This window comes from Ramlibacter humi (genome assembly GCF_004681975.1).
GTDB lineage: Bacteria > Pseudomonadota > Gammaproteobacteria > Burkholderiales > Burkholderiaceae_C > Ramlibacter > Ramlibacter humi.
Window position 1 is genome coordinate 1,017,167 of sequence record NZ_SMLK01000001.1, and the last position, 23,465, is coordinate 1,040,631.

The following is a 23,465-nucleotide window of genomic DNA, read 5'->3' on the forward strand; positions in this document are numbered from 1 at the left end:
CGCGCGTTGGCCAATCGTCTCCCGCCATCGGGATGCGACGAGGAAGCAACGCAGCGGAGGTGCCGCTTGCGGTGCTTCCTCCAAGCAGACAATGGAAGGAGACTGGAAGAATGACTGGCAACTCGGCGCTTATCCTGGCGCTCGTCTGCGGCATCCTCGCCGTGGCTTATGGGTTCTGGGCCCGCAGCTCGATCCTCGCGATGGACGCGGGCAATGCCCGCATGCAGGAGATCGCGGCGGCGGTGCAGACCGGCGCGGCGGCCTACCTGGCCCGCCAATACAAGACCATCGCCATCGTCGGCGTGGTGCTGGCCATCCTCATCGGCGTGTTCCTCGACGGCCAGACGGCCGCGGGCTTCGTCGTCGGTGCGGTGCTGTCCGGCGCCTGCGGCTTCATCGGCATGAACGTCTCGGTGCGCGCCAACGTGCGCACCGCGCAGGCGGCCACGGGCGGCATCGCCCCGGCGCTGGGCGTGGCGTTCAAGGGCGGCGCCATCACCGGCATGCTGGTGGTCGGGCTGGGCCTGCTGGGCGTGACGCTCTTCTACTGGTACCTGGGCGGCACGGCGGCGGACAGCAAGGCGCTGAACCCGCTGATCGGCCTGGCCTTCGGCTCTTCGCTGATCTCGATCTTCGCGCGCCTGGGCGGCGGCATCTTCACCAAGGGCGCCGACGTGGGCGCCGACCTGGTGGGCAAGGTCGAAGCCGGCATCCCCGAGGACGACCCGCGCAACCCGGCGGTGATCGCCGACAACGTGGGCGACAACGTGGGTGACTGCGCCGGCATGGCCGCCGACCTGTTCGAGACCTACGCGGTGACGCTGATCGCCACCATGGTGCTTGGCGGCCTGATGGTCACGGGCGCCGGCGCCAATCCGGTGATCCTGCCGCTGGCGCTGGGCGCGGTGTCCATCATCGCTTCCATCATCGGTTGCTTCTTCGTGAAGGCTTCGCCCGGCATGAAGAACGTGATGCCCGCGCTGTACAAGGGCCTGATCGTGGCCGGCGTGCTGAGCCTCATCGCCTTCTTCTTCGTCACCCAGCAGTTTTTCCCGCAAGGGCTGACGGTGCAGGGCAAGACGGTGAGCCAGATGGCGCTGTTCGGCACCTGCGTGGTCGGCCTGCTGCTGACCGCCGGCATGGTGTGGATCACCGAGTACTACACCGGCACCGACTACCCCCCGGTCAAGCACGTGGCACAAGCGTCCACCACTGGCCACGCCACCAACATCATCGCCGGCATCGGCGTGAGCATGAAGTCCACCGCCTGGCCGGTGCTGATGGTCTGCGTGGCCATCGTCGCCAGCTACTGGCTCGCGGGCCTGTACGGCGTGGCCATCGCCGCGACGTCGATGCTGAGCATGGCGGGCATCGTGGTGGCGCTGGACGCGTACGGCCCCATCACCGACAACGCCGGCGGCATCGCCGAGATGGCCGAACTGCCGCCCAGCGTGCGCGACGTCACCGACCCGCTGGACGCCGTGGGCAACACCACCAAGGCCGTGACCAAGGGCTACGCCATCGGCTCCGCCGGCCTCGCCGCGCTGGTGCTGTTCGCCGACTACACGCACAAGCTGGAAACCTTCGGCCGCACGGTCAGCTTCGACCTGTCGGACCCGATGGTGATCGTGGGCCTGTTCATCGGCGGCCTGATCCCCTACCTGTTCGGCGCCATGGCCATGGAAGCCGTGGGCCGTTCCGCGGGCAGCGTGGTGGAGGAAGTGCGCCGCCAGTTCCGCGAGATCAAGGGCATCATGGAAGGCACGGCCAAGCCCGAGTACGGCCGCGCGGTCGACATGCTGACCACCGCCGCGATCAAGGAAATGATGATCCCGTCGCTGCTGCCGGTGGCGGTGCCCATCGTCGTCGGCTTGGTGCTGGGCCCGAAGGCGCTGGGCGGCCTGCTCATGGGCACCATCGTCACGGGCCTGTTCGTCGCCATCTCCATGTGCACGGGCGGCGGCGCCTGGGACAACGCCAAGAAGTACATCGAGGACGGCCACCACGGCGGCAAGGGCTCCGATGCGCACAAGGCGGCGGTCACCGGCGACACGGTGGGCGATCCTTACAAGGACACGGCCGGCCCCGCGGTCAACCCGCTGATCAAGATCATCAACATCGTGGCGCTGCTCATCGTGCCGCTGGTGGTGAAGTTCCATCCGGGCGATGCGCCGGCTGCGCCACATGCCGCGCCCGCGGCGGTGACCGCGCCGACGGCGGCGGCACCCGCTGCAGCTGCGCCCGCAGCGGCAGCGCCTGCTTCCGCGGCATCGAACTGAGACACGGGCCCGCTCATGCGGGCTTCGACCGGAAGGCCCGCCTCGCGCGGGCCTTTTTCATTTGCCGGTGACGGCGTGCACCAGCTGCGCGGCGGGGCCGACCAGCTCCCCCAGCTGCGCCACGCGGTCCTGCTCGATGGCCTCGAGCACCAGTTCGTTGATGCCGCCGACCACCGCCATCGCCATCTGCGGCGTGACGGCGTGGCCCGCCCCGGCGCCGTTCACCACGCCCAGCATGAAGTCGGCAATCTCCTGGTTCACGCGGCGGCGCGAGGCAAGGCCTTCGGGACCGAGGCTGAGGATCTCCACGTACAGCGTGCGCATCAGGATCGGATTGCTCGCCAGGCACTGCAGGTAGGCGCCCAGCGCCTGCTCCACTTGCGCGGGCCAGGGCCGCGCGGGATCGATCGCGCTGCGCAGCACCTTCAGCGCGTTGCGGCTCGCCGCCTCGTACAGCGCGATCAGGCACTCGTTCTTGCCGCCGAAGTGCTCGTAGAAGGTGCGGCGCGACACGCTGGCCTCGCGCACGATGTCGGCGATGGTGGTCGCCGCGTAGCCTTTCGCCGCGACGGCGCGGGCCATGCCCTCCAGCAGTCGGCTGCGGTGTTCGGGGATGGGAAGCTCGGGCTCGGCCATGGCGCGCGATTTTGCCGCTCGTCGCCCGGCAGATGATCGGTACTTGACAGTACCCATGCCAGCTCGCATCATCCGCGACATTGGTACCGTCACGTACCGTTGCGCTGGATTCCTGCCATGACCGATCTCACCGTCCGCCGCCTGCTCGTCGACATGGAGCAGCCCATCCAGAGCCGCTGGTGCGCTGGCGACGCGTTCCGCACCGCCCTGTTCGATGCGCTCTCGATGAGCTTTCCCGTCGGGGAACAGTTTTTCATCGATTCGGTGCGCAACGGCTTCAAGGAACTGCCGCAGGAAAAGCAGGAACGCTTCCGCGCCGAGGTGCAGGGTTTCGTCGGCCAGGAGGCGACCCATCGCCGCCTGCATGCCCTGTACAACGGCCACCTCGAAAAGCGCGGGCTGGTGAACCACTGGGAGCCGCGCGCCCGCGCTCGGCTGTCGCTGATGGAAGGCGTGGACGTGCGCCACTGGCTGGCCATCACCGCGGCCAACGAGCACTTCACCGCCATCTTCGCCGACTGGATGCTGCGCAACGCCGACCTGCTGGGCGATCGCGACCCGCGCCTGAAGACGCTGTGGCTGTGGCACAGCGCGGAGGAATCGGAGCACAAGAGCACGGCTTTCGACCTGTACCAAGCGCTGGGCGGCAGCCACGAGTGGCGCGTTCGCTGGTTCCGGCGCGTGACGCTGATCTTCCTGGGCGACACGCTGCGCCAGACGGTGAGCAACCTGCGGCAGGAAGGCGAGCTGTGGAAGTGGAGCACCTGGAAGAGCGCCGCTTCGTACCTGTTCGGCCGGCGCGGCCTGGTGCGCCAGACCTTCCGCCCCTGGAAGGACTACCTGAGGCGGGACTTCAATCCCGCGCAGCACGACAGCAGCGCTTCGGTGCGCTGGCTGGAAGACAACGCCGGCAGCTTCTCGCTGGTGGGACGCTAGGCGGCTAAGAGAGCGCCACCCACAGCAGCAGCAGGCCCAGCAGCAGGCTGCACAGGCCGAAGAACCGCAGCTGCCCGTCGCGCAGCTGCAGCAACGCCTGGAACGTATTGCGCCAGCCGCGCGGCGCGATCAGCGGGAACAGTCCCTCGAAGACGAGCACGAGCGCCAGCGCGGCCCAGAAGGTGTCAGCGCCCAAGACGCCCTGCTCCCAAGACGCCTACTTCCTGGCAGGGGCGGCAGGCGTCGCGCCCGAACCGCGGAACGCCTTGAAGAACTCCGAGCCATTGGGGTCGACCACCAGCACGTCGCTCTTCTTGTTGAAGGTGGCGCGGTAGGCCTCGAGGCTGCGGTAGAACTGGGCGAACTGCGGATCGCGGCCGAAAGCCTCGCCGTACAGCGAAGCGGCCTGCCCGTCGCCTTCACCCTTGATCTTCTGGGCGTCGCGATAAGCGTTGGCGATGATGACCTCGCGCTGGCGGTCGGCGTCGGCGCGGATCTTCTCGCTCTCGGCCGCGCCGGTGGAGCGCAGCTCGTTGGCCACGCGCTTGCGCTCGGCTTCCATGCGGCGGTAGACCGATTCGGTGATGGCTTCGCTGTAGTCCACGCGCGTCACGCGCACGTCGATGACGTCGATGCCCCAGGGGTTGGCGCCCTTCACCTGCTCCAGCACCTCGGCCTTCACGTCGGCCATCAGCTTCTCGCGCTGGCTGGAGAGCAGCTCGCGCACGGTGCGCTTGTTCACCTCCTGGTTGAACGCGCTGCGCACGACGTTGGCCAGGCGGTTGGCGCCGGTGGCCTCGTCGAGACCTACGTTGCGGATGTACTGGGTGGGATCGGTGACGCGCCAGCGCACGTACCAGTCGATGACCACCGGCTGCTTCTCCGCGGTGAGCACCGGCGTGGTGTCGTTGCTGTCCAGGTTGAGCAGGCGCTTGTCGATGTAGCTGACGTTCTGGAACGGCGGCGGCAGCTTGAAGTTCAGGCCCGGCTCGGTGATCACTTCCTTGATCTGGCCGAGCGCGTAGACCACGCCGAACTGGCGCTGGTCCACCACGAAGAGCATGGAGCTGAGGAGGGCCAGCACCACCAGGGCGGCCGCGGCGAAGAATCCGATGCGGTTCATCTTGTTGTCTCGTCCTGCTTCGGTCAACGGCTCTCGCGCTCGCGGCTGCGTCCGTTGTCGCGGGTGCGGGCGTCGCCGGCCGACGCGCCGGACGAGGAGGAGGAAGAAGGCGAGGCGCCGGCCGACGGCGCGGGCTCGGGGGCGGCCGGTGCGGCCGCCGCGCCGCCCTGCTGCAGGATGCGGTCCAGCGGCAGGTACAGCAGGTTGGAGCCTTGCCGCGAATCCACCATCACCTTGGTGACGTTGGCGTAGATCTGCTGCATGGTTTCCAGGTACATGCGGTCGCGCGTGACCTGCGGCGCCTTCTGGTATTCGGCCAGCACGGAGCGGAAACGCTGCGCATCGCCTTGCGCCTGCGCGACGACGCGCGATTTGTACGCCTCGGCTTCCTGGCGCAAACGGGCGGCGGAGCCCGCGGCGCGCGGGATCACGTCGTTGGCGTAGGCCTGGCCTTCGTTCTTCAGGCGCTCGCGTTCCTGGCCCGCCTTGTTCACGTCGTCGAAGGCGGCCTGCACCTGCTCGGGGGCGCGCACGCCGCCCTGCTGCAGGTTGATGGCGACGACCTCGATGCCCACGCCGTAGCGGTCCAGGATGGCCTGCATCGACTGCCGCACGCGCGGCGCGATCTGCTCGCGCTCTTCGCCCAGGGCGGCATTCATCTGCATCTTGCCGACGACTTCGCGCACGGCGGTCTCGGCCACCTGCACCACCGTCTCCGCCGGGTTCTTGCTCTCGAAGAGATAGGCGCGCGCGTCCTTCAGGCGGTACTGCACCGAGAACTTCACGTCGAGGATGTTCTCGTCCTCGGTGAGCATCGACGATTCCTTCAGGCCGGTGGCCTTGACGATGCTGTCGCGGCCCACGTCCACGCTGCGGATCTGCGTGACGTACACCAGCTCGTGGCGCTGGATGGGGTACGGCAGGCGCCAGTTGAAGCCCGCGCCCACGGTGGCCTTGTAGCGGCCGAACTGCGTGATCACCGCCTTCTGGCCTTCCTGCACGATGAAGAAGCCGGTGCCCAGCCAGATCAGCACCAGCAAGCCGGCGATCAGGCCGATGCCGATGCCCGCGCTCTTCATGTCTGGCTGGTAGTTATTGTTGTTCGGGTCGCGCGGGCCGCGGCCGCGCCCGCCACCGAACAGGCCGCCCAGGCGGCGGTTGAAATCGCGCCAGAGTTCGTCGAGATCCGGCGGCCCCTGGTTGGGCCCGCGATCCGGGCGTTGCGGGTCCTGACGGTCCTTGCCGTCGTCGCCGCCCCGGCCCCAGCGCGGGTCGTTGAGGTTGAACATGCCTCGCAGCCGCCCGGTCAGGGCGGCCATCCGGCCGGCGGGTTGTAGGTTCATGCGCAAGGTGTGTTTGTTCTCGTTGGCTGCCGGGATTGTGCCCAATCAGGCGGGCGCGTCGTGCAATTCATCACTTGGCTGCAAGGATGACCTGGCCGCCGCCTGCGCGCGCTGCGCCAGGTCGCGCCGCAGCACCGCCAGGCCTTCGCCCATGCGGCTGCTGGCGAAGACGCGGCGCACCGGCGCACCGTCCAGCTCGAACCAGTCGGCCGAATGGTGCGGGCGCTGCGAAGGCTCGAGCGCGTCGATCTTGTTGAACACCAGCAATTGCGGCACCTGGCCGGCACCGATCTCCTCGAGCACGCGCTGCACCTCCTGGATCTGCTCCGGATGGTGCGGATTGGCCGCGTCCACCACGTGCAGCAGCAGGTCGGCATCGGCCGCTTCCTGCAGCGTGGCCTGGAAAGCGTCGATCAGCCCGTGCGGCAGGTCACGGATGAACCCGACCGTGTCGGACAGCGACACCGAGCGGCCGCCGGTGCCGCCCTCCTCGTCCTCGAGGTACAGGCGGCGCGTGGTGGTGTCCAGCGTCGCGAACAGCTGGTCGGCCGCATACGCACGCGCCTTCACCAGCGCGTTGAACAGCGTGGACTTGCCGGCGTTGGTGTAGCCCACCAGCGAGATGTTGAAAGCGCCCTGCCGCTCGCGCTGGCGGCGCTGGGTGTTGCGCTGCTTCTTGACCTTGTCCAGCCGGTCCTTGGTGCGCTTGATCGCGTCGCCGATCATGCGGCGGTCCAGCTCGATCTGCTTTTCGCCCGGGCCGCCGCGCAGGCCGGCACCGCCGGTCTGGCGCTCCAGGTGCGACCAGCGGCGAACCAGCCGTGTGCTGACGTACTGCAGCCGCGCCAGCTCGACCTGCAGCTTGCCTTCGTGGCTGCGCGCCCGCTGGGCGAAGATCTCCAGGATCAGCAGCGTGCGGTCGTTGACCGGCAGGCCGAGGTGGCGTTCCAAGTTGCGCTGCTGGCCGGGGCTGAGCGCCTGGTCGAACAGCACCTCGCTGGCGCCGGCCTCTTCGGCCAGCGCCTTGATCTCATCCGCCTTGCCCTTGCCGACGAACAGCGCGGCGTCGGGGGCCTTGCGGCGCGCGGTGAGGCGGGCGACGGGTTGCAGCCCGGCGGTGCGGGCGAGTTCGCCGAGCTCCTGCAGCTCGGCATCGAAATGGGGCAGGCCAAGGTCCACCCCCACGAGGATCGTGGGGGCGGCGGCTCTATCTGGGAGTTCCGACAAGAGAGGGTCCGGGGTCTCGAATGGAGGGAAACGCCCGGGCGAGCGCGGTGGCCGCGCCGGCGTATCAGCTGGCGGCGGACTCGTTGCTCTCGGCCGTGGAGAAGTTCACGGCGCGGCCGGGGACGATGGTGGAGATGGCGTGCTTGTAAACCATCTGGGTCACGGTGTTGCGCAGCAGGACGACGTACTGGTCGAACGACTCGATCTGTCCCTGCAGCTTGATGCCGTTGACCAGGTAGATGGAGACCGGCACGTGCTCGCGGCGCAGCGTGTTCAGGAACGGGTCTTGTAGCAGCTGCCCTTTGTTGCTCACGATATTCTCCGTGTTCGAAGATTTGGGGGGACGGACACCTTACCACAGCAACACAGCTGTGCAAGTAGTCCGTCCGGCATACCCCGACGTGGGGCCGCCGGGCTGCCGTTCAAGGGGCACCGGCCCGCTTCCGGGCGCCGCACCGTTATTCCTTGTCGGCGTACGGATTCTTCGAAGTCTTCATCTCCACGCGCAGGGGCGTGCCGATGAGGTTGAAGTGCTTGCGGAAGCGCCCTTCCAGGAAGCGCTTGTACGCATCCGTCACGTGCTCCAGGGAATTGCCGTGGACGACGATGACGGGCGGGTTCATGCCGCCCTGGTGCGCGTAGCGCAGCTTGGGCCGGAACATGCCGGACCGCTTGGGCGCCTGGAACTGCACCGCTTCCTGCAGCAAGCGCGTGAGCACCGGCGTGGGCATCTTGGTCATGGCGGCCTGGTGCGCCTCGCCGATGGACTTCCACACCGGGCCCAGGCCCTGGCGCTTCTTCGCCGAGATGAGATGCAGCGAAGCGAATTTCAGGAATGCGAGCCGCGCCTCGATCTGCCGCTGCAGCTGCTCGCGCTGGTACTCGTCGACCGCGTCCCACTTGTTCACCGCGATGACCACCGCGCGGCCGCTTTCCAGGATGTAGCCCGCGATGTGCGCGTCCTGGTCGGTGACGCCCTGCGTGGCATCCAGCAGCAGCAGCACGACGTTGGCCGACTCGATGGCCTGCAGCGTCTTGACCACCGAGAACTTCTCGATGGCCTCGAACACGCGGCCCTTGCGGCGCAGGCCCGCGGTGTCGATGAGCTCGTACTTGCGGCCGCCCTTCTCGAACGGCACGCTGATCGCGTCGCGCGTGGTGCCGGGAAGGTCGAACGCCACCAGGCGCTCCTCGCCCAGCCAGGTGTTGATGAGCGTCGACTTGCCGACGTTGGGCCGGCCCGCCACGGCGAGCTTCACCACGCCGTCTTCGGACTCCGCACCCTCTTCCTCGTCTTCTTCCGGCAGCTGCAGCAGCCCCAGTGCCGTGTCGACAAGGCTGCGGATGCCCTGCCCGTGCGCCGCGGACACCGCGTTCACCTCGCCCAGGCCCAGCTCGTAGAACTCCGACAGCTGCACGCCTTCGGTCATGCCTTCGGCCTTGTTGGCCGCCAGCACGGTGGGCTTGCCCAGCCGGCGCAGGTAGCCGGCGATGTCGTGGTCCTGCGCGGAGAGGCCGCCGCGCGCATCGACCACGAACACGACGACGTCGGCTTCGGCGACGGCCTGCCGCGTCTGCTTGGCCATCTCGCTGTAGATGCCGGTCTCGGCCGTCGGCTCGAAGCCGCCGGTGTCGATGACGATGAATTCGTAGCGGCCCTGCTTCGCGTTGCCGTAGTGGCGGTCGCGCGTGAGGCCCGCGAAGTCGGCGACGATGGCGTCGCGCGACTTGGTCAGCCGGTTGAACAGCGTCGACTTGCCGACGTTGGGGCGGCCCACCAGGGCCATCACGGGTTTCAAGGCCGCCCTCCGGGAAGCTTATTGCGGGACGAAGGCGTGGACGCCGCCGTTGCGCGTGACCATGACCATCGTCGAGCCCGCCACCACCGGCGCCGCCGCGGCGCCGCTGCCGTCGGTGGGAATGCGGTTGCGCAGCGTGCCGTCGTCGCGCGCCAGCACGTGCAGGTTGCCGTCGGCGTCGCCGAAGGCGACCGAGCTGCCCACCACCACCGGGCCGGTCAGCGTGCGGTGCAGCAGGCGGTCGTAGATCCAGGCGCGCTCGCCGTTGTCGCGGCGCCAGGCCACCACGCGGCCGTCGGATTCGGTGCCGACGACGAAGCGATCGTCGCCGCCCACGCCGTCGGAACCGTTGGCCGGCTTGCTCCAGGCCACCTGGCCGCGCGAGGCGTCCACGCAGCCCACCGCGGTCTGGAACGCGCGGGTGCAGACCGAGTTGCCCTGGCGGCTGACGCGGCCGACCAGGTCGATCAGGCGTTCCACGTCGTTGGTGCCGCGCGCGCTGGCCACCGGCGCTTCCCAGCGCACGCTGCCGTTCAGCGGGTTGAATCCGACGAGGCGGCCGCCCTGCCCGGCCAGCAGCGTGTCACCTACTGCCAGCAGCACACCGGCCTGGCGCAGCACCAGCGGTTCGCCGGGGCGCGACTGGGTCCACAGCTTGCGGCCGCTCTGGCCGTCGAAGGCGCTGACGGAACGGTCGCCCGCCAGCACGAACACGCGGTTGCCCGCCACCAGAGGCGCGGTGTACGACTGCGCGGGCAGCTTCTCGCGCCACAGCACGCGACCGCCCGACAGGGCCACCAGGTCGTTGGCCGTGGTGATGACCGCCAGGGTCGTGCCGTCGCTGCCCACGCCGGCGGCGATGGGCGCGCCCGCGTTGCCGCGCCACAGGTCACGGCCCGTCGCGGCGTCGAGCACGGCCACCGTGCCGTCGCCCGCGGCCACGGCCAGCTGGTTGCCGGTGACGTTGATGACCAGCGGGAAGTTGACCGGCCCGACGTGGTTGGCCCACGCGGGGCGCACGCCCAGCGTGGCGGGATTGGCGGGCAGTTCGGCCGCCTTCGGCTTTTCCGGACCGCTGAAGAAGCTGAAGACGGAGCAGCCGGCCAGCGCCGTGGCGGCCAGCGCGACGGCCAGGGTGCGCATCACGGGTTTCATCATGACTTGGCGGCTCCCGCGGCGGACTTGTCGGCGGGTGCGAGGGTCTTGGGGTCCACGCCCAGGGCGGTGAGCTTCACCTCGAGCAGGCGGCGGTACTCGGCCCGCTCGTCCAGGCCCTGGTAGGCCTTGCTGTACTCGGCCTTCGCCTCGGCCTTCTTGCCCTGCAGGTTGTAGATGTCGCCGCGGCGGTCGGCGGCCAGCGCGGTGAACTGCGCCGGCATCTCGGCCGACAGCTGCTTGAGCGCGTCGTCGTAAGCCTTGGCTTCCACCAGCACGGCAGCCAGGCGCAGCCGCGCCACGGCTTGCAGGCCTTCGTCGGAAGCGTGTTCCGCCACCCAGGTGAGCGCCGCCTTGGCGGTGTCGGGCTTGCCCTTGTCCATGGCCGCCTGCGCCACCAGCAGGCCGGCCTGCTGCGTGAACACCGTGCCGGAGAACTTGTCGCGCGCATCGGCGAAGCCCTGCTCGGCGCGGGCCAGGTCGCCGCCCTGCACGGCACGCTCCACCTCTTCGTAGATCGCCGAAGCCTTGGCCGACTGGGTGCGCTGGTACCACTGCCAGCCGTTCATCGCGGCGATGGCGCCGAACACCAGGATCAGCGCCCAGGAGATGAGGTTGCCGTACGTGTTCCAGAAGTGCTTGAGCTCGTCAAGCTGCTCCTGTTCTTCGAGGTCGAGGTGAGAGGCCATGAAGTCCTTGTGACTGCCCGGGGCAGCCGAGCATTGTAGTGAGCCGCCGGCTCAGCTCTTCAGGGTGGCGGCCCAGGCCGCGACGGAAGCGAGCGAACGGCGTTCCTGCTGGCCGCCGCCGTCGCGCAATGCCTTGACCGTGACCTCACCGGCCGCGAGCTCGTCGCCGCCGAACACCAGCGCGTGACGCGCGCCGCTGGCATCGGCTTTCTTGAACTGCGACTTGAGGCTGCCCAGGCCATCGGGCCCGGCGCCGTGCTGCACCACGCTGACGCCGGCCGCGCGCAGCGCTTCCAGCGCTGCCACCACGGGCGGCAGCGGCGTGCCCGGCATGACCACCGCGTAAACGTCGGGCGCGCCCGAGGGCACCGGCAGCCCCAGGGCCTGGATCAGCAGCAACAGGCGCTCGATGCCCAGGCCGAAGCCCACCGCGGGCGCGGGCTTGCCGCCCAGCTGGCCGATGAGCCCGTCGTAGCGGCCGCCACCGCACACCGTGCCTTGCGAGCCGAGCTGGTCGGTCACCCACTCAAATACGGTGAGGTTGTAGTAGTCCATGCCACGCACCAGGCGCGGGTTCACGCGGTATTCCAGTCCGACGGCATCGAGCACGCCGCGCACGGCGTCGAAGTGCGCCAGCGACTCGGCGCCGAGGAAGTCGATCAGCTTGGGCGCCGCTTCCACCACGGCCTGCATCGCGGGGTTCTTGCTGTCCAGGATGCGCAGCGGGTTGGACTGCAGGCGGCGGCGCGAGTCTTCGTCCAGCACGTCCGCGTGCTGCTCGAAGTGCTTGACCAGCGCGTCGCGGTGCGCGCGGCGTTCGTCGGGCTGGCCCAGGCTGTTGATCTCCAGCCGGACGTGCTGGCCTTCCACCAGACCCAGCTCGCGCCACAGCGCGCGAGCCATCAGGATCATCTCGGCGTCGACGTCCGGGCCCGCGTAGCCCAGCGCTTCCACGTCCAGCTGGTGGAACTGGCGGTAACGGCCTTTCTGCGGACGCTCGTGGCGGAACATGGGACCCACGGTCCACACCCGCAGCGGCCCGTTGTACAGCGCGTTGTGCTCGATCATCGCGCGCACGATGCCGGCCGTGGCCTCGGGCCGCAGCGTGAGGCGGTCGCCGTTCATCGAATCGGTGAAGGAGTACATCTCCTTCTCGACGATGTCGGTCACCTCGCCCAGCCCGCGCACGAACAGCGCGGTGGGCTCGACGATGGGCGTCAGCAGGTACTGGTAGCCGTAGCGGCCGAGCACGTCGCACACTGCCGTCTCGAACCATTGCCAAAGCACCGAATCCGGCAGCTTCTCCGTGCGCGGCACGGACGGCGGCAGGATGTCGTTCATGCCTTTGACGGCACTGAGTTTTTCAGCCATGGAAGCGATCCCGAGTCAGGCGGTTTCGGCCACTGCGTGGCCGAACCTCTTCTCGATGTAGTTTTCGACGATCTTGTGGAATTCGGCGGCGATGTTCTCGCCGCGCAGGGTCAGGGCCTTTTCGCCGTCGATGAAGACGGGCGCGGCGGGCGCCTCGCCGGTGCCGGGCAGGCTGATGCCGATGTCGGCGTGCTTGCTCTCGCCGGGACCGTTGACGATGCAGCCCATCACGGCGACCCTGAGCTTCTCGACGCCCGGGTACTTGCTGCGCCACACGGGCATGTTGGCGCGCAGGTGGTCGTCGATCTGCTTGGCCAGTTCCTGGAAGGTGGTGCTGGTGGTGCGGCCGCAGCCCGGACAGGCGGTGACGCTGGGCACGAAGACGCGCAACCCCAGTGCTTGCAGGATCTCGGAGGCGATCACCACTTCCTGCGTGCGCGATTCGCCCGGCTGCGGCGTCAGCGACACGCGGATGGTGTCGCCGATGCCTTCCTGCAGCAGGATGCCCATCGCCACGCTGGAAGCCACCGTGCCCTTGGTGGCCATGCCGGCTTCGGTCAGGCCCAGGTGCAGCGGGTAGTCGCAGCGGCGCGCCAGCTCGCGGTACACGGAGATGAGGTCCTGCACGCCGCTGACCTTGCACGACAGGATGATCTGGTGCCCCGGCATGCCCATCTCCTCCGCTCGCTTCGCGGATTCGATGGCCGAGGTGATCAGCGCTTCGTACATCACGCTGCGCGCATCCCAGGGCTGCGCGCGCTGCGCGTTCTCGTCCATCAGCGAAGCCAGCAATTCCTGGTCGAGGCTGCCCCAGTTGACGCCGATGCGCACGGGCTTGTCGAACCGCATGGCGGCTTCGATCATCTGGCCGAACTGGCGGTCGCGCTTGTCGCCCTTGCCCACGTTGCCGGGGTTGATGCGGTACTTGGACAGCGCCTGCGCGCAGTCGGGAAACTCGGTGAGCAGGCGGTGGCCGTTGTAGTGGAAGTCGCCCACCAGCGGCACGTCGATGCCCATGCGGTCGAGCTGCTCGCGGATGTAGGGCACCTGCTTCGCCGCTTCGGGCGTGTTGACCGTGATGCGCACCACCTCGGAGCCGGCGATGGCCAGTTCCTTGACCTGGATGGCCGTGGCGATGGGGTCTTCGGTGTCGGTGTTGGTCATCGACTGCACGCGCACCGGCGCGTCGCCGCCGACGGTGACCACGCGCGAACCCCAGGCGATGCGCGCCTGGCGGCTGCGGCGGGAAGCGGGCGCCGCCGGCAGCACCGGCAGGCAGGGTTGATCGGGCATCACTTCACCTCGAAACGCGCGACGTTGTCGCGCGACACCGGCCCCAGGTCGTACGCCTTGCCCCGCACCGACACGGCGGTGGCCTTGGCATCGCCCACGGTCACGGCCAGCGGGGGAGCGCCGGACGCGCCGGCGGTTTCGCCAGCAGTCATCAGCCGCTGCAGGGTCACGGTGCCCTTGCTGTCGGTGACCTGGATCCAGGAAGGTCCGGTGGTCTTGAAAACAATGATGCCGGTGGTGGAGACCGGCGGTTCGGTTTTGGCGGCCGGCGCCGAGGCGGTGGCCGCCGGAGCCGGCGCCGAAGCCGCGGCATTCACCGCGGCGGGTGCCGCGACCGGCGCCGGTTGCGCGACATCCGGCGTGGTCATCGCCGGCACGGCGACAGGTTCGGAGACGACGGCACCCGGCGTTGCGGGGCCGTCGGTGGCCGGCTGCACCACCACGGCGGCGGCCATCGGCACGGCCGCTGATTCAGTGACCTTGGGCGTGGTCGCATCGGCCCGCAGGTTGGACAGGCTGGGCAGGAACATGATCACCAGTGCACCCACCAGCAGGGCGCCGACGGCCAGCGTGACGGGACGCGTGGCGTGGTCGCGCCAGGCCGGCGCGACAGCATCGCCGGGCGCCTGGAACGGCGCGTTGATGCCTTCGCTGGACTGCACCAGCCGGGGCACCGCGCTTTGCGGCAGGCGCGCCAGGATCGGCTGCGGATCGACCTTCAGCGTGCGGCACACGCTGGAAGCCAGCGCGCGGGCGAACACCGCATCGGGCAACTGGTCGTAGCGGTCGTCTTCCAGCGCCTCGAGCTTGCGCACCGGCACCTTCAGCGACACGGCCAGCGCGGCGACGTGCAGTCCCGCTGCCTCGCGCGCCTCGCGAAGCAGTTCGCCCGCCGTGGGCGTTGCCGCTTCCACCGACTCACTCATCGAAAGCCCCGCGGTCGTAGGCGGTCACCTCCCTGGATTGCGGGAAGCGCCGGCGCATCTGGTCGGCCAGCTGCGCGGCGGCGAGGCGGTCGCCCAGCTTGCGCTCGACCTTCACGCCCAACCAGAGGGTCTCGGCGTTGGCCAGCTGGCTGTTGTTGATGCGGCGGATGAGGAATTGCGAACGCTGGTAGTCCCCGCGCGCATAAAGCAGGGTCGCGAGGTTGTAGCCGACGATGGGATTGCCGGCATCGAGCTCGTAGGCGCGCGCGAGGGTCTTCTCGGCTTCGGCCGGCTTGCCGGCGCTGGACTGGCACAAGCCCTTGGCCATCAACGTCTTGGCCACGTCGCCGTAACCCGGGTTGGCCAGCGCCTGGTCGAAGGTCTTGTCCGCGTCGGCGAAGCGGCGCTGCTGGCAGTACATCCAGGCCAGGTTGTGCATGGCCCCGGAATCGCGCGGGTTGAGCGCCACCGCCCGGCGGAAGCTCTCTTCCGCCTGCGGGTAATCGTTCAGCCGCATGTAGACCAGGCCGCGCAGGTTGTACGCGTCGGGGAAGGTAGGGTCGGCCGCCAGCACCTGCTTCAGTTCGTCCAGGGCGACGGTGGTCTTGCCCTGCTCGAAGTAGCCCACGGCCAGTTCCATGCGGATGCGCGCGCGCCGGCGGGCGTCCGTCTCGTCGAATTCGGTGGGGATGTCGGACGAGCGCGCCGCGTCGCCGCCTCCGGTGGTGGCACAGCCCGAGAGGGCCATGCACGCCGACAACAGCCCCGCCCACGGCACCAGGGCCGCCAACAGCCCGATCCGCCCCAACCCGCGCTCCATGCTCACGACTCCTTGGCGGCGGCCACGGCCGGCACCTGTTTCAGCATCACGGTGCGCTGCTGGGCGATGCGCTCGCCCACCCGGGTGCGATCCTTCACGTCGCCGGCCAGCTGGCCGCAGGCGGCGGCGATGTCGTCACCTCTCGTCTTGCGCACGGTGGTGACGATACCAGCATCACTCAGCAATTTCGCGAAGGCCGCGACGCGGGTGTTGGGGGAGCGCGTCAGCCCGGATTCGGGGAAGGGGTTGAACGGGATCAGGTTCAGCTTGCAGCTGACGCCCCGGCCCGCATGTCCCTGCACGAGCGCCACCAGTTCGCGCGCGTGCTCGTCGCGGTCGTTGACGCCATCGAGCATGCAGTACTCGAAGGTGATGAAGTCGCGCGGCGCGTGTTCGAGGTACCGGTTGCAGGCGTCCATCAGCTCGGCCAGCGGGTACTTGCGATTGAGCGGCACGAGGTTGTCGCGCAGCGCGTCGTTCGGCGCATGCAATGACACAGCCAGCGCCACGGGGCAATCCTGCCCAAGGCGGTCCATCATCGGCACTACGCCCGAGGTGGACACGGTCAGGCGCCGCCGCGAGAGGCCGTAGCCGTGGTCGTCCAGCATGGTGCGCAGCGCCGGCACCAGCGCCGAGTAGTTCTGCAGCGGCTCGCCCATGCCCATCATCACCACGTTGGAGATGACGCGCTCGTCGCTGCCCAGGTGGCGGCGCAGGAAGTGCTCGGCGAACCACAGCTGGGCGACGATTTCGCCGGTGGTGAGGTTGCGCGAGAAGCCCTGGTGACCGGTGGAGCAGAAGCGGCAGCCGACGGCGCAGCCGGCCTGCGAGGAGATGCACAGCGTGCCGCGGTCGTCCTCGGGGATGAAGACCGCCTCGACGGCGTTGCCGTCCCGCACGTCGAACAGCCACTTGATGGTGCCGTCGGCGGAAGCCTGCTGCGAGATGACCGGCAGCGCCTGCACGTGCGCCGCGGTCTTCAGCTTCCCGCGCAGGGACTTCGCCAGGTCGGTCATCCGGTCGAAGTCGGATTCGCCCCGCTGGTGGATCCAGCGGAACAGCTGGGTGGCGCGGAAGCGCTTCTCGCCCAGCGATTCGCAGAACGCGGCCAGCCCCTCGAGATCGAAATCCAGGAGATTGGCCGTCATCGCATGGGTACCGCCCGCCTTGTCAGCGGGAGTAGACGTTCATGCCGGGGAAGAAGAAGCCCACCTCGACCTTGGCGGTCTCGGGCGCGTCGGAGCCGTGCACCGCGTTGGCGTCGATGCTGTCGGCGAAGTCGGCGCGGATGGTGCCCTTGTCGGCCTTCTTGGGGTCGGTGGCGCCCATCAGCTCGCGGTTCTTCAGGATGGCGTTCTCGCCTTCCAGGACCTGGATCATCACCGGGCCGGAGATCATGAAGTCCACCAGGTCCTTGAAGAAGGGACGCTCCTTGTGGACGGCGTAGAACTGCTCGGCCTCGCGGCGCGACAGGTGCGCCATGCGGGCGGCGATGACCTTCAGGCCGGCGGCTTCGAAGCGGGCGTAGATCTGGCCGATCACGTTCTTGGCCACGGCGTCCGGCTTGATGATGGAGAGGGTGCGTTCGATCGCCATTTGGGAATTACCTGTCGTTTGTTGTGGAATGGATGCCGGCTGCGGGGACCGGCAGGTGGGACCGCCACAGGCGGCCCGAGTTCGGCAAAGCCCGATATTTTAACCCGCGGGCGTGACTTTCTTTGGCTCAGCGGCCGCCGCGGTTGCCGCGCCGGCCACCACCGCCGCCATTGCCGCCCCCGCCGCGGCGCTGGCCGCCGCCGGGACCGCCGCCCTGCCTCTGCCGCAGGAAGCTGTCGGCGCCGATGTAGCCGAACGAGGTCTTCATCGGATCGGGCTGGCCGCCACCACCGCCGCCTCCGCCACCGCCCTTGTTGCGGCGCTGGCCGCCCTGCCCCTTGGGCGGGTTGCCTTGCGGCCCCGCGTTGCGCGAGCCGTCGGGGCGCGGTCCGCCGCCGCGGTTGCCCCGGCGGCGGTTGCGCGAATTGCCCTCGCCTTCACTGCGCCCGCCCCGCTCACCCGCCGGCTGGGGCATGCCGCCGGCCGCGTGCGTGAGGGACCGGATGTCGCGCTCGTCCAGCTCGGTCCAGGCGCCCCGCTTCAGGCCCTTGGGCAGCACCATCGCGCCATAGCGGATGCGGATCAGGCGGCTGACCGCGTGGCCCAGCGCCTCGAACAGGCGGCGCACCTCGCGGTTGCGGCCTTCCGAAATGGTCACGCGGTACCAGGCGTTGGCGCCCTCGCCGCCGCCTTCCTCGATGGAGCCGAACTGCGCGCGGCCGTCCTCGAGGTCGATGCCGTCCAGCAGCCGCTGCTTTTCCTCGTTGCTGAGGGCGCCGAGCACGCGCACCGCGTATTCGCGCTCCAGTCCGAAGCGGGGGTGCATCAGGCGGTTGGCCAGCTCGCCCGAGCTGGTGAACAGCAGCAGGCCTTCGGTGTTGAGGTCCAGCCGGCCGACCGACTGCCACTTGCCCTGCTGCAGCTTGGGCAGCTTTCGGAACACGGTGGGCCGGTTCTGCGGGTCGTCGTGCGTGACGACCTCGCCCACCGGCTTGTGGTACGCGATGACCCGCGCCGGCGGCGGCGCGATGCGCACCTTGATCGGCTTGCCGTTGACCTTGATCGAGTCGCCCCACTGAATGCGCTGGCCGATGTGGGCGGGCTCGTTGTTGACCGAGATGCGCCCCTCCATGATCAGCTGCTCCATCTCCAGGCGCGAACCCAGGCCGGCCTGGGCCAGTACCTTGTGCAGCTTGGGCGTCTCGGCCTGCGGCGCGAGCACGCGCTTGGCGGTGGCCCCATCGGGCGACTCGCCTTCGGCGTCGTAGCGCCCGGAGACCACGTCCTCGAAACGCACCGGCTCAGCCGGCGGGGGCGCGGGCTCTCGCGCGCGGCGCTGGCCGCGGCCGCGCGGTTCGCCGTCCTCGTCTTCTTCGTCCTCGTCGCCGCCCTCCGCTTCGTCGTCCTCGCGCCCGTCGTCGAACTCGGCTTGCGGCTCGTCCGCGGGCTCTGCGGCCTGCGGCGCGGCCGCCGGTTTGTCTTTCTCTTCGGTGGCCGGCGCTTCGGAGGAGGCAGGCTGGTCGTTAGGGTTCATGCGACTTCAGGTGAGGGCGGCGCGGGCGCCGCGTCGCCGGACTCGCCGGGCGGGGATGGCGGATCGGCCGGGGCATCGCCGGCGTCGGCCGGGCTGCCCTCGGAAGAGGCTTCGGGCGGCAGGGCGGCGGCGTCGGCGCCCTCGCCTTCCATGACCAACGCGGGCTGCAGCGGCGATTCGGCGGCTTCGGCCAGGCCGGCGAAGACCTCGGCCTGCTGGCTGGGCGATTCCAGCATTGGCAGCTGGTCGAGCGAGGCCAGCCCCAGGTCGTCCAGGAACTGGCGTGTGGTGGCGTACAGCCCCGGGCGGCCGGGCGCTTCGCGGTGGCCGATCACCTCGACCCAGCCACGGTCTTCCAGCTGCTTGAGGATCTGCGTGTTGATGGTGACGCCACGGATGTCTTCCATGTCGCCGCGCGTGACGGGCTGGCGGTACGCGATGATGGCCAGCGTCTCCAGCGCGGCCCGCGTGTACTTGGGCGGCTTTTCCGGATGCAGGCGGTCGAGGTATTCGCGCAGGTCGGGACGGCTCTGGAAGCGCCAGCCGCTGGCCACGCAGACCAGCTCCACGCCGCGCTGGGTCCAGTCGTCCTGCAGTTCCTCCAGAAGCGACTTGACCGTGTCGGCCCCGAGCTCGTCGTTGAACAGCACGCGCAGCTCGCGAACCTGCAGCGGCTGCGAGGAGCAGATCAGTGCGGTTTCGAGGACGCGCTTGGCATCCGCGGTATTCATGTCTTGCGTACTTCCTGGCTGGATCGGGCGCCGGTGGCGCTCCAGTCATGGGGCCCGTCTTCGTGGGGGCGGCATCGCGGGCGGCTGGCCGGCGGCGGGGGGCCGGCCGGGCATGGCCGGGGACGCCATCGCTGGGGACGGATTGTAACGCAGCCCCCACGCCGCCAGCCCTTCCACGAAGTCGGCGGGCAAGGCCGAGGTGAACGCCAGCGCCTCGCCCGTCATGGGATGCGTGAACGCCAGCCGCTGCGCGTGCAGGGCCTGCCGCGCCATGCCGCTGGCGGCCGTGCCGCCGTAAAGCGTGTCGCCCGCGAGCGGGTGGCCGAGGAAAGCCATGTGCACCCGGATCTGGTGGGTGCGTCCCGTGTGCAGCGTGGCGCGCACCAGGCACCCGGCGTCCGCCGTGTCCAGCATCTCGAAGGTGGTCATCGCCTGCTTGCCGGAGTGAAGCGCCAGGTCCACCACCGCCATGCGCTGGCGGTGCACCGGATCGCGTCCGACGGGCGCTTCCACCTTGCGCACCGGCTCGCCGCGCCAGGCGCGGTGCGCGATGGCCAGGTACTGCCGCGAGACTTCGCGCGCCGCGATCATGCGGACCAGCGCGTCCATCGCCTCGCGGGTTCGCGCCACCACCATCAGGCCGCTGGTGTCCTTGTCCAGGCGGTGCACGATGCCGGCACGCGGCAAGAGCGACGCGCGGTCGTCGCGGGCCAGCAGGCCGTTGAGCAGCGTGCCGCTCCAGTGGCCGGGCGCGGGGTGAACCACCAGCCCCGGCGGCTTGTCGACCACCAGCAGGTGGTCGTCCTGATGCACGACCGACAGCGGCATGGGCTCGGCGCGGAACGCCATGCTTTGCGGCGTGGGCCGCAGTTCGACTTCCAGGGTGGCGCCCGCCTTCACCCGGTGCGCGGGCCGCGACGCCGGAGCGCCCGCGAGGCGCACCGCGCCCGCGGCCACCAGCTGCTGCAGGTAGCTGCGCGAGAACTCGGGCACCAGCTGCGCCAGCGCGTGGTCCAGCCGCTTGCCGTGCAGGGAAGCGTCCACCGTGAAGGCGCGCAGCTCCGATCCCGAGTCGGCTTCGGCTTCCTCGTCGGGCGGTTCCGGTGTGGGCCCGCCGGGTGCGGTCCCTATAATCGTGCGGCCCTGTTTCAAGAAGGTTTGCGCCTCATGCTCCGAGCGAAATTATCGTTTGCCGCCGCCGCGATGCTGCTTTTGCTGGCCGGCTGCTCCACCACGAGCGACGACAAGACCGCGAACTGGAGCCCGAACAAGATCTACTCCGAAGCGAAGGACGAACTGAGTTCCGGCAACTACGACAAGGCGGTGCCGCTGTTCGAGAAGCTGGAAGGCCGCGCCGCCGGCACGCCGCTGGCGCAGCAGGCGCAGCTGGAGAAGGCCTACGCGCAGTGGAAGACCGGCGACCAGGCCCAGGCCATCGCCACGCTGGACCGCTTCATGAAGCTGCACCCGTCCAGCCCCGCCTACGACTACGCGCTGTACCTCAAGGGCCTGGTCAACTTCAACGACAACCTGGGCATGTTCTCGTGGCTGTCGCGGCAGGACCTGTCGGAGCGCGACCAGAAGGCGGCGAAGGAATCGTTCGAGTCGTTCAAGGAACTGGTCACCCGCTTCCCCGAATCGCGCTACGCGCCGGATGCCCGCGCCCGCATGACGTACATCGTCAACTCGCTGGCGCAGTCCGAGGTGCACGTCGCCCGCTACTACTACTCGCGCGGCGCGTACGTCGCCGCCATCAACCGCGCGCAGACGGCGCTGGCCGACTACCAGGACGTGCCCGCGCTGGAAGAGGCGCTGTTCATCCTGGTGAAGTCGTACGACGCGCTGGGCATGACGCAACTGCGCGACGACAGCAAGCGCGTGCTGGAGAAGACCTATCCGCAAAGCGAGCTGCTGACCAACGGCGGCCGCACGGTCAGCAAGCCCTGGTGGCAGCTCTGGTGATGGCCTCAGGCCGCGGCGAGACGTGCCGCGGCCAGCGCATCCAGCGCGGCTTCGAATTCCTCGCCTGAACGCAGGCGCCGCATCGGCGGCAGCGCGGCCAGCAGCCGCCGCCCGTATCCCATGGTCGCCAGGCGCGTGTCGCACACCACCAGCACGCCGCGGTCGCTCTCGCGCCGGATCAGCCGGCCGGCGCCCTGCTTCAGCGCCACCGCCGCTTCCGGCACGAAGTAGTCGTTGAACGGGCTGCGGCCCTGCGCTTCCAGCCGCTGGGAACGCGCTTCCACCAGCGGGTCGCCGGGCGGCGGGAAAGGCAGCTTGTCGATGACCACCAGCTCCAGCGCGTCGCCCGGCACGTCCACGCCTTCCCAGAACGAAGCCGAGGCCACCAGCAGGCAGCCCGGCGCGCCCCCGGCCGAGCCTTCGCGGAACCGCTCGATCAGGCGGCGCTTGGGCCACTGACCCTGCACCAGCACCTCGATGTCGCGCGAGCCGTCGAAGCGGCGCTGCAGGTCCTCGCCGATCGCGCGCAGCGCGCGCAGCGTGGTGGTCAGCACCATGGTGCGGCCGCCCAGGTGCTGCGCCGCCTGCCCGGCCAGGCGGGACACCGCGAGGCTGTGCCCCGGGTCGGCCGGCTTGGGCAGGTTGGCGGGCAGGTAGAGCGACGCCTGCGACGGGTAGTCGAACGGGCTGCCCACGCGCAGCACCTGCGCGCTCGACAGGCCGCAAGGCTCGGTGAACCACGACAGCCGCGCGTCGTCGCCCAGCGTGGCCGAGGTGAAGATCCAGGCGCGGCCACCGGTGAGCTGCTCGTCTTGCGCGCCGTCGTCCTCGTCATCCTTCATGCCGAGCAGCCGCGTGCGCACGGCGTGCGCGATGTCCAGTGGCGACTCGACCAGCCGCAACTGCGTGCCCACGTCCACCCAGCGCACCGCGCCCGGCTCGGCCGGGCCCGCGAACCGTGCGGCGCGCTCCGCGATGCCCGCGGCGCGCTCGTGCAGGCGCACGAAGTCCGGCGCGATTTCGCTGACCGTGGACAGCGCGTCCATCGCGTCCTCGCAGGCTGCGCGCAGGTCGTCCAGGGCCTCTTCCCACGGTTGCGGCGGCACGCCTTCCGGCGCCTGTGCTGTCCAGCGCAAGCGCGAGCCCGCGGTAGACCGCCCCACCACCAGCCGCAGCTCGCGCCCCGCCCGGTCGAGCGAGCCGGCAAGCCCGGACCAGTCGGCCAGCCCGCGCGCCAGCTGCAGGCCCGCGGCCAGAAGATCGCGCGCGAAGTCGATCAGCTGGCCCGTGCCCAGCTGGCGGCCCAGGAACTGCACGCCCGTCTCATTGAGCTGGTGCGCTTCGTCGAACACGGCCACCTTCACCGTCGGCAGCAGTTCGGCCATGCCCGACTCGCGCACCGCCAGGTCGGCGAAGAACAGGTGGTGGTTCACCACCACCACGTCGGCGGCCAGCGCCTCGCGTCGCGCATGATTGACGTGGCACTCGCGAAAGCGCGGGCACTGCGACCCCAGGCAGTTCTCCCGCGTGGACGTCACCAGCGGCAGCACGGGCGAGCGCTCGTCCAGCCCCGGCATCTCCGCCAGGTCGCCCGTACGGGTGGCCTGCGACCACTGCTCGATGCGCGCGAGCGTCACGGTGGCCGCGCGGTCCACGCCGGGATCGCGGCGGGCCTGCTCCATCCGGTGCAGGCACAGGTAGCTGGCGCGGCCCTTGAGCAGCGCGGTGCGCACCGGCACGCCCAGCGCTTCCACCAGGCGCGGCAGGTCGCGGCCGAACAGCTGGTCCTGCAGGGTCTTGGTGGCGGTGGAGACCAGCACGCGCTCGCCGGACAACAGCGCGGGCACGAGGTAGGAGAAGGTCTTGCCGACGCCCGTGCCGGCTTCCACCACGAGCGCGCCGCCGGTTTCGATGGCATCGGCGACGGCCAGCGCCATCTCGGTCTGGCCGTCGCGGGGGCGGAAGGCTTCGGCCGCGCGCGGCAACGCGCCGTCGGCCGCGAAGGCGCCGCGGACGGCTTCGGTCAGGGTCATTCGGAAAACTTC

General features: G+C 69.7%; 22 protein-coding genes. 3 read left to right on the top strand and 19 right to left on the bottom strand.

The features are described from left to right. Positions 1–110 precede the first annotated feature (110 nt). Entirely contained in the window at positions 111–2,279 is a 2,169-nt protein-coding gene (locus EZ216_RS04680) for a sodium-translocating pyrophosphatase (protein WP_135248393.1), read from the top strand. Positions 2,280–2,336: 57 nt separating this feature from the next. Here EZ216_RS04680 and EZ216_RS04685 read toward each other — a convergent pair whose 3' ends face one another. Then, positions 2,337–2,915, bottom strand: coding sequence for a TetR/AcrR family transcriptional regulator (locus tag EZ216_RS04685; protein ID WP_239024270.1), 579 nt, complete (start codon positions 2,913–2,915; stop codon positions 2,337–2,339). A 117-nt stretch (positions 2,916–3,032) separates the two neighbouring features. On the opposite strand from EZ216_RS04685, the gene EZ216_RS04690 reads away from it, so the two are divergent. Further along, positions 3,033–3,851, top strand: coding sequence for a metal-dependent hydrolase (locus EZ216_RS04690; RefSeq protein ID WP_135248395.1), 819 nt, complete (start codon positions 3,033–3,035; stop codon positions 3,849–3,851). A gap of 4 nt (positions 3,852–3,855) precedes the next feature. Here EZ216_RS04690 and EZ216_RS04695 read toward each other — a convergent pair whose 3' ends face one another. The 17 genes from EZ216_RS04695 to EZ216_RS04775 all read right to left on the bottom strand — a co-directional run bounded on the left by EZ216_RS04695 (position 3,856) and on the right by EZ216_RS04775 (position 20,610). Then, a complete protein-coding gene (locus tag EZ216_RS04695; protein ID WP_135248396.1) occupies positions 3,856–4,047 on the bottom strand; it encodes a DUF2065 domain-containing protein in 192 nt (63 codons plus the stop codon). A 21-nt stretch (positions 4,048–4,068) separates the two neighbouring features. Further along, a complete protein-coding gene (hflC, locus tag EZ216_RS04700; protein ID WP_135248397.1) occupies positions 4,069–4,974 on the bottom strand; it encodes a protease modulator HflC in 906 nt (301 codons plus the stop codon). Between the two features lie 23 nt (positions 4,975–4,997). Beyond that, complete coding sequence (hflK, locus tag EZ216_RS04705) at positions 4,998–6,317, bottom strand: FtsH protease activity modulator HflK (RefSeq protein WP_135248398.1); 1,320 nt, start codon at positions 6,315–6,317, stop codon at positions 4,998–5,000. A gap of 45 nt (positions 6,318–6,362) precedes the next feature. Continuing rightward, positions 6,363–7,544, bottom strand: a complete 1,182-nt coding sequence (gene hflX / locus EZ216_RS04710; RefSeq protein WP_135248399.1) for a GTPase HflX — start codon at positions 7,542–7,544, stop codon at positions 6,363–6,365. A 64-nt stretch (positions 7,545–7,608) separates the two neighbouring features. Next, positions 7,609–7,857, bottom strand: coding sequence for an RNA chaperone Hfq (hfq, locus tag EZ216_RS04715; protein WP_135248400.1), 249 nt, complete (start codon positions 7,855–7,857; stop codon positions 7,609–7,611). A 145-nt stretch (positions 7,858–8,002) separates the two neighbouring features. Continuing rightward, complete coding sequence (der, locus tag EZ216_RS04720) at positions 8,003–9,343, bottom strand: ribosome biogenesis GTPase Der (RefSeq protein WP_135248401.1); 1,341 nt, start codon at positions 9,341–9,343, stop codon at positions 8,003–8,005. An 18-nt stretch (positions 9,344–9,361) separates the two neighbouring features. Beyond that, entirely contained in the window at positions 9,362–10,501 is a 1,140-nt protein-coding gene (gene bamB / locus EZ216_RS04725; RefSeq protein ID WP_135248402.1) for an outer membrane protein assembly factor BamB, read from the bottom strand. After that, positions 10,498–11,187, bottom strand: a complete 690-nt coding sequence (locus EZ216_RS04730; RefSeq protein ID WP_135248403.1) for a YfgM family protein — start codon at positions 11,185–11,187, stop codon at positions 10,498–10,500. Before EZ216_RS04730 ends, bamB begins: the two co-directional genes overlap by 4 nt. 51 nt (positions 11,188–11,238) lie before the next feature. Beyond that, positions 11,239–12,558 (bottom strand): histidine--tRNA ligase, encoded by a 1,320-nt coding sequence (gene hisS, locus EZ216_RS04735; RefSeq protein ID WP_135248404.1) that lies wholly within the window; start codon positions 12,556–12,558, stop codon positions 11,239–11,241. A 15-nt stretch (positions 12,559–12,573) separates the two neighbouring features. Next, positions 12,574–13,851 carry a flavodoxin-dependent (E)-4-hydroxy-3-methylbut-2-enyl-diphosphate synthase gene (ispG, locus tag EZ216_RS04740; protein WP_135248405.1) on the bottom strand — a complete coding sequence of 426 codons (1,278 nt, stop codon included), beginning with the start codon at positions 13,849–13,851 and terminating at the stop codon, positions 12,574–12,576. Next, the gene (locus tag EZ216_RS04745; protein WP_135248406.1) at positions 13,851–14,777 is read right to left on the bottom strand and encodes a helix-turn-helix domain-containing protein; all 927 of its coding nucleotides are present in this window, start codon (positions 14,775–14,777) and stop codon (positions 13,851–13,853) included. Before EZ216_RS04745 ends, ispG begins: the two co-directional genes overlap by 1 nt. Then, complete coding sequence (pilW, locus tag EZ216_RS04750) at positions 14,770–15,597, bottom strand: type IV pilus biogenesis/stability protein PilW (RefSeq protein WP_135248407.1); 828 nt, start codon at positions 15,595–15,597, stop codon at positions 14,770–14,772. The genes EZ216_RS04745 and pilW overlap by 8 nt, the downstream gene beginning before the upstream one ends. Before the next feature lie 2 nt (positions 15,598–15,599). Next, on the bottom strand, positions 15,600–16,745 hold the full coding sequence (gene rlmN / locus EZ216_RS04755) for a dual-specificity RNA methyltransferase RlmN (protein WP_135248408.1): 1,146 nt from the start codon (positions 16,743–16,745) through the stop codon (positions 15,600–15,602). 22 nt (positions 16,746–16,767) lie between these two features. After that, on the bottom strand, positions 16,768–17,193 hold the full coding sequence (ndk, locus tag EZ216_RS04760) for a nucleoside-diphosphate kinase (protein WP_135248409.1): 426 nt from the start codon (positions 17,191–17,193) through the stop codon (positions 16,768–16,770). A gap of 127 nt (positions 17,194–17,320) precedes the next feature. Continuing rightward, the gene (locus EZ216_RS04765) at positions 17,321–18,727 is read right to left on the bottom strand and encodes a pseudouridine synthase (RefSeq protein WP_135248410.1); all 1,407 of its coding nucleotides are present in this window, start codon (positions 18,725–18,727) and stop codon (positions 17,321–17,323) included. Beyond that, positions 18,724–19,458: an SMC-Scp complex subunit ScpB gene (scpB, locus tag EZ216_RS04770; RefSeq protein WP_135248411.1), complete on the bottom strand. Its 735-nt coding sequence runs from the start codon at positions 19,456–19,458 to the stop codon at positions 18,724–18,726. Before scpB ends, EZ216_RS04765 begins: the two co-directional genes overlap by 4 nt. 45 nt (positions 19,459–19,503) lie before the next feature. Then, complete coding sequence (locus EZ216_RS04775) at positions 19,504–20,610, bottom strand: RluA family pseudouridine synthase (RefSeq protein WP_135248412.1); 1,107 nt, start codon at positions 20,608–20,610, stop codon at positions 19,504–19,506. A 15-nt stretch (positions 20,611–20,625) separates the two neighbouring features. Here EZ216_RS04775 and EZ216_RS04780 point away from each other — a divergent pair, with 15 nt between their 5' ends. Further along, complete coding sequence (locus tag EZ216_RS04780; protein ID WP_135248413.1) at positions 20,626–21,420, top strand: outer membrane protein assembly factor BamD; 795 nt, start codon at positions 20,626–20,628, stop codon at positions 21,418–21,420. A 5-nt stretch (positions 21,421–21,425) separates the two neighbouring features. Here EZ216_RS04780 and yoaA read toward each other — a convergent pair whose 3' ends face one another. Then, positions 21,426–23,453 carry a DNA repair helicase YoaA gene (yoaA, locus tag EZ216_RS04785; RefSeq protein ID WP_135248414.1) on the bottom strand — a complete coding sequence of 676 codons (2,028 nt, stop codon included), beginning with the start codon at positions 23,451–23,453 and terminating at the stop codon, positions 21,426–21,428. Between the last annotated feature and the right edge of the window lie 12 nt (positions 23,454–23,465).

Bases quoted from the DNA above. Each gene is read 5' to 3' on its own strand.
- EZ216_RS04680 (WP_135248393.1), top strand. From the start codon at position 111: ATGACTGGCAACTCGGCGCTTATCCTGGCGCTCGTCTGCGGCATCCTC.
- EZ216_RS04685 (WP_239024270.1), bottom strand. From the start codon at position 2,915: ATGGCCGAGCCCGAGCTTCCCATCCCCGAACACCGCAGCCGACTGCTG.
- EZ216_RS04690 (WP_135248395.1), top strand. From the start codon at position 3,033: ATGACCGATCTCACCGTCCGCCGCCTGCTCGTCGACATGGAGCAGCCC.
- hflC (WP_135248397.1), bottom strand. From the start codon at position 4,974: ATGAACCGCATCGGATTCTTCGCCGCGGCCGCCCTGGTGGTGCTGGCC.
- hflK (WP_135248398.1), bottom strand. From the start codon at position 6,317: ATGAACCTACAACCCGCCGGCCGGATGGCCGCCCTGACCGGGCGGCTG.
- bamB (WP_135248402.1), bottom strand. From the start codon at position 10,501: ATGATGAAACCCGTGATGCGCACCCTGGCCGTCGCGCTGGCCGCCACG.
- EZ216_RS04730 (WP_135248403.1), bottom strand. From the start codon at position 11,187: ATGGCCTCTCACCTCGACCTCGAAGAACAGGAGCAGCTTGACGAGCTC.
- hisS (WP_135248404.1), bottom strand. From the start codon at position 12,558: ATGGCTGAAAAACTCAGTGCCGTCAAAGGCATGAACGACATCCTGCCG.
- ispG (WP_135248405.1), bottom strand. From the start codon at position 13,851: ATGCCCGATCAACCCTGCCTGCCGGTGCTGCCGGCGGCGCCCGCTTCC.
- EZ216_RS04745 (WP_135248406.1), bottom strand. From the start codon at position 14,777: ATGAGTGAGTCGGTGGAAGCGGCAACGCCCACGGCGGGCGAACTGCTT.
- pilW (WP_135248407.1), bottom strand. From the start codon at position 15,597: ATGGAGCGCGGGTTGGGGCGGATCGGGCTGTTGGCGGCCCTGGTGCCG.
- rlmN (WP_135248408.1), bottom strand. From the start codon at position 16,745: ATGACGGCCAATCTCCTGGATTTCGATCTCGAGGGGCTGGCCGCGTTC.
- ndk (WP_135248409.1), bottom strand. From the start codon at position 17,193: ATGGCGATCGAACGCACCCTCTCCATCATCAAGCCGGACGCCGTGGCC.
- EZ216_RS04765 (WP_135248410.1), bottom strand. From the start codon at position 18,727: ATGAACCCTAACGACCAGCCTGCCTCCTCCGAAGCGCCGGCCACCGAA.
- scpB (WP_135248411.1), bottom strand. From the start codon at position 19,458: ATGAATACCGCGGATGCCAAGCGCGTCCTCGAAACCGCACTGATCTGC.
- EZ216_RS04780 (WP_135248413.1), top strand. From the start codon at position 20,626: ATGCTCCGAGCGAAATTATCGTTTGCCGCCGCCGCGATGCTGCTTTTG.
- yoaA (WP_135248414.1), bottom strand. From the start codon at position 23,453: ATGACCCTGACCGAAGCCGTCCGCGGCGCCTTCGCGGCCGACGGCGCG.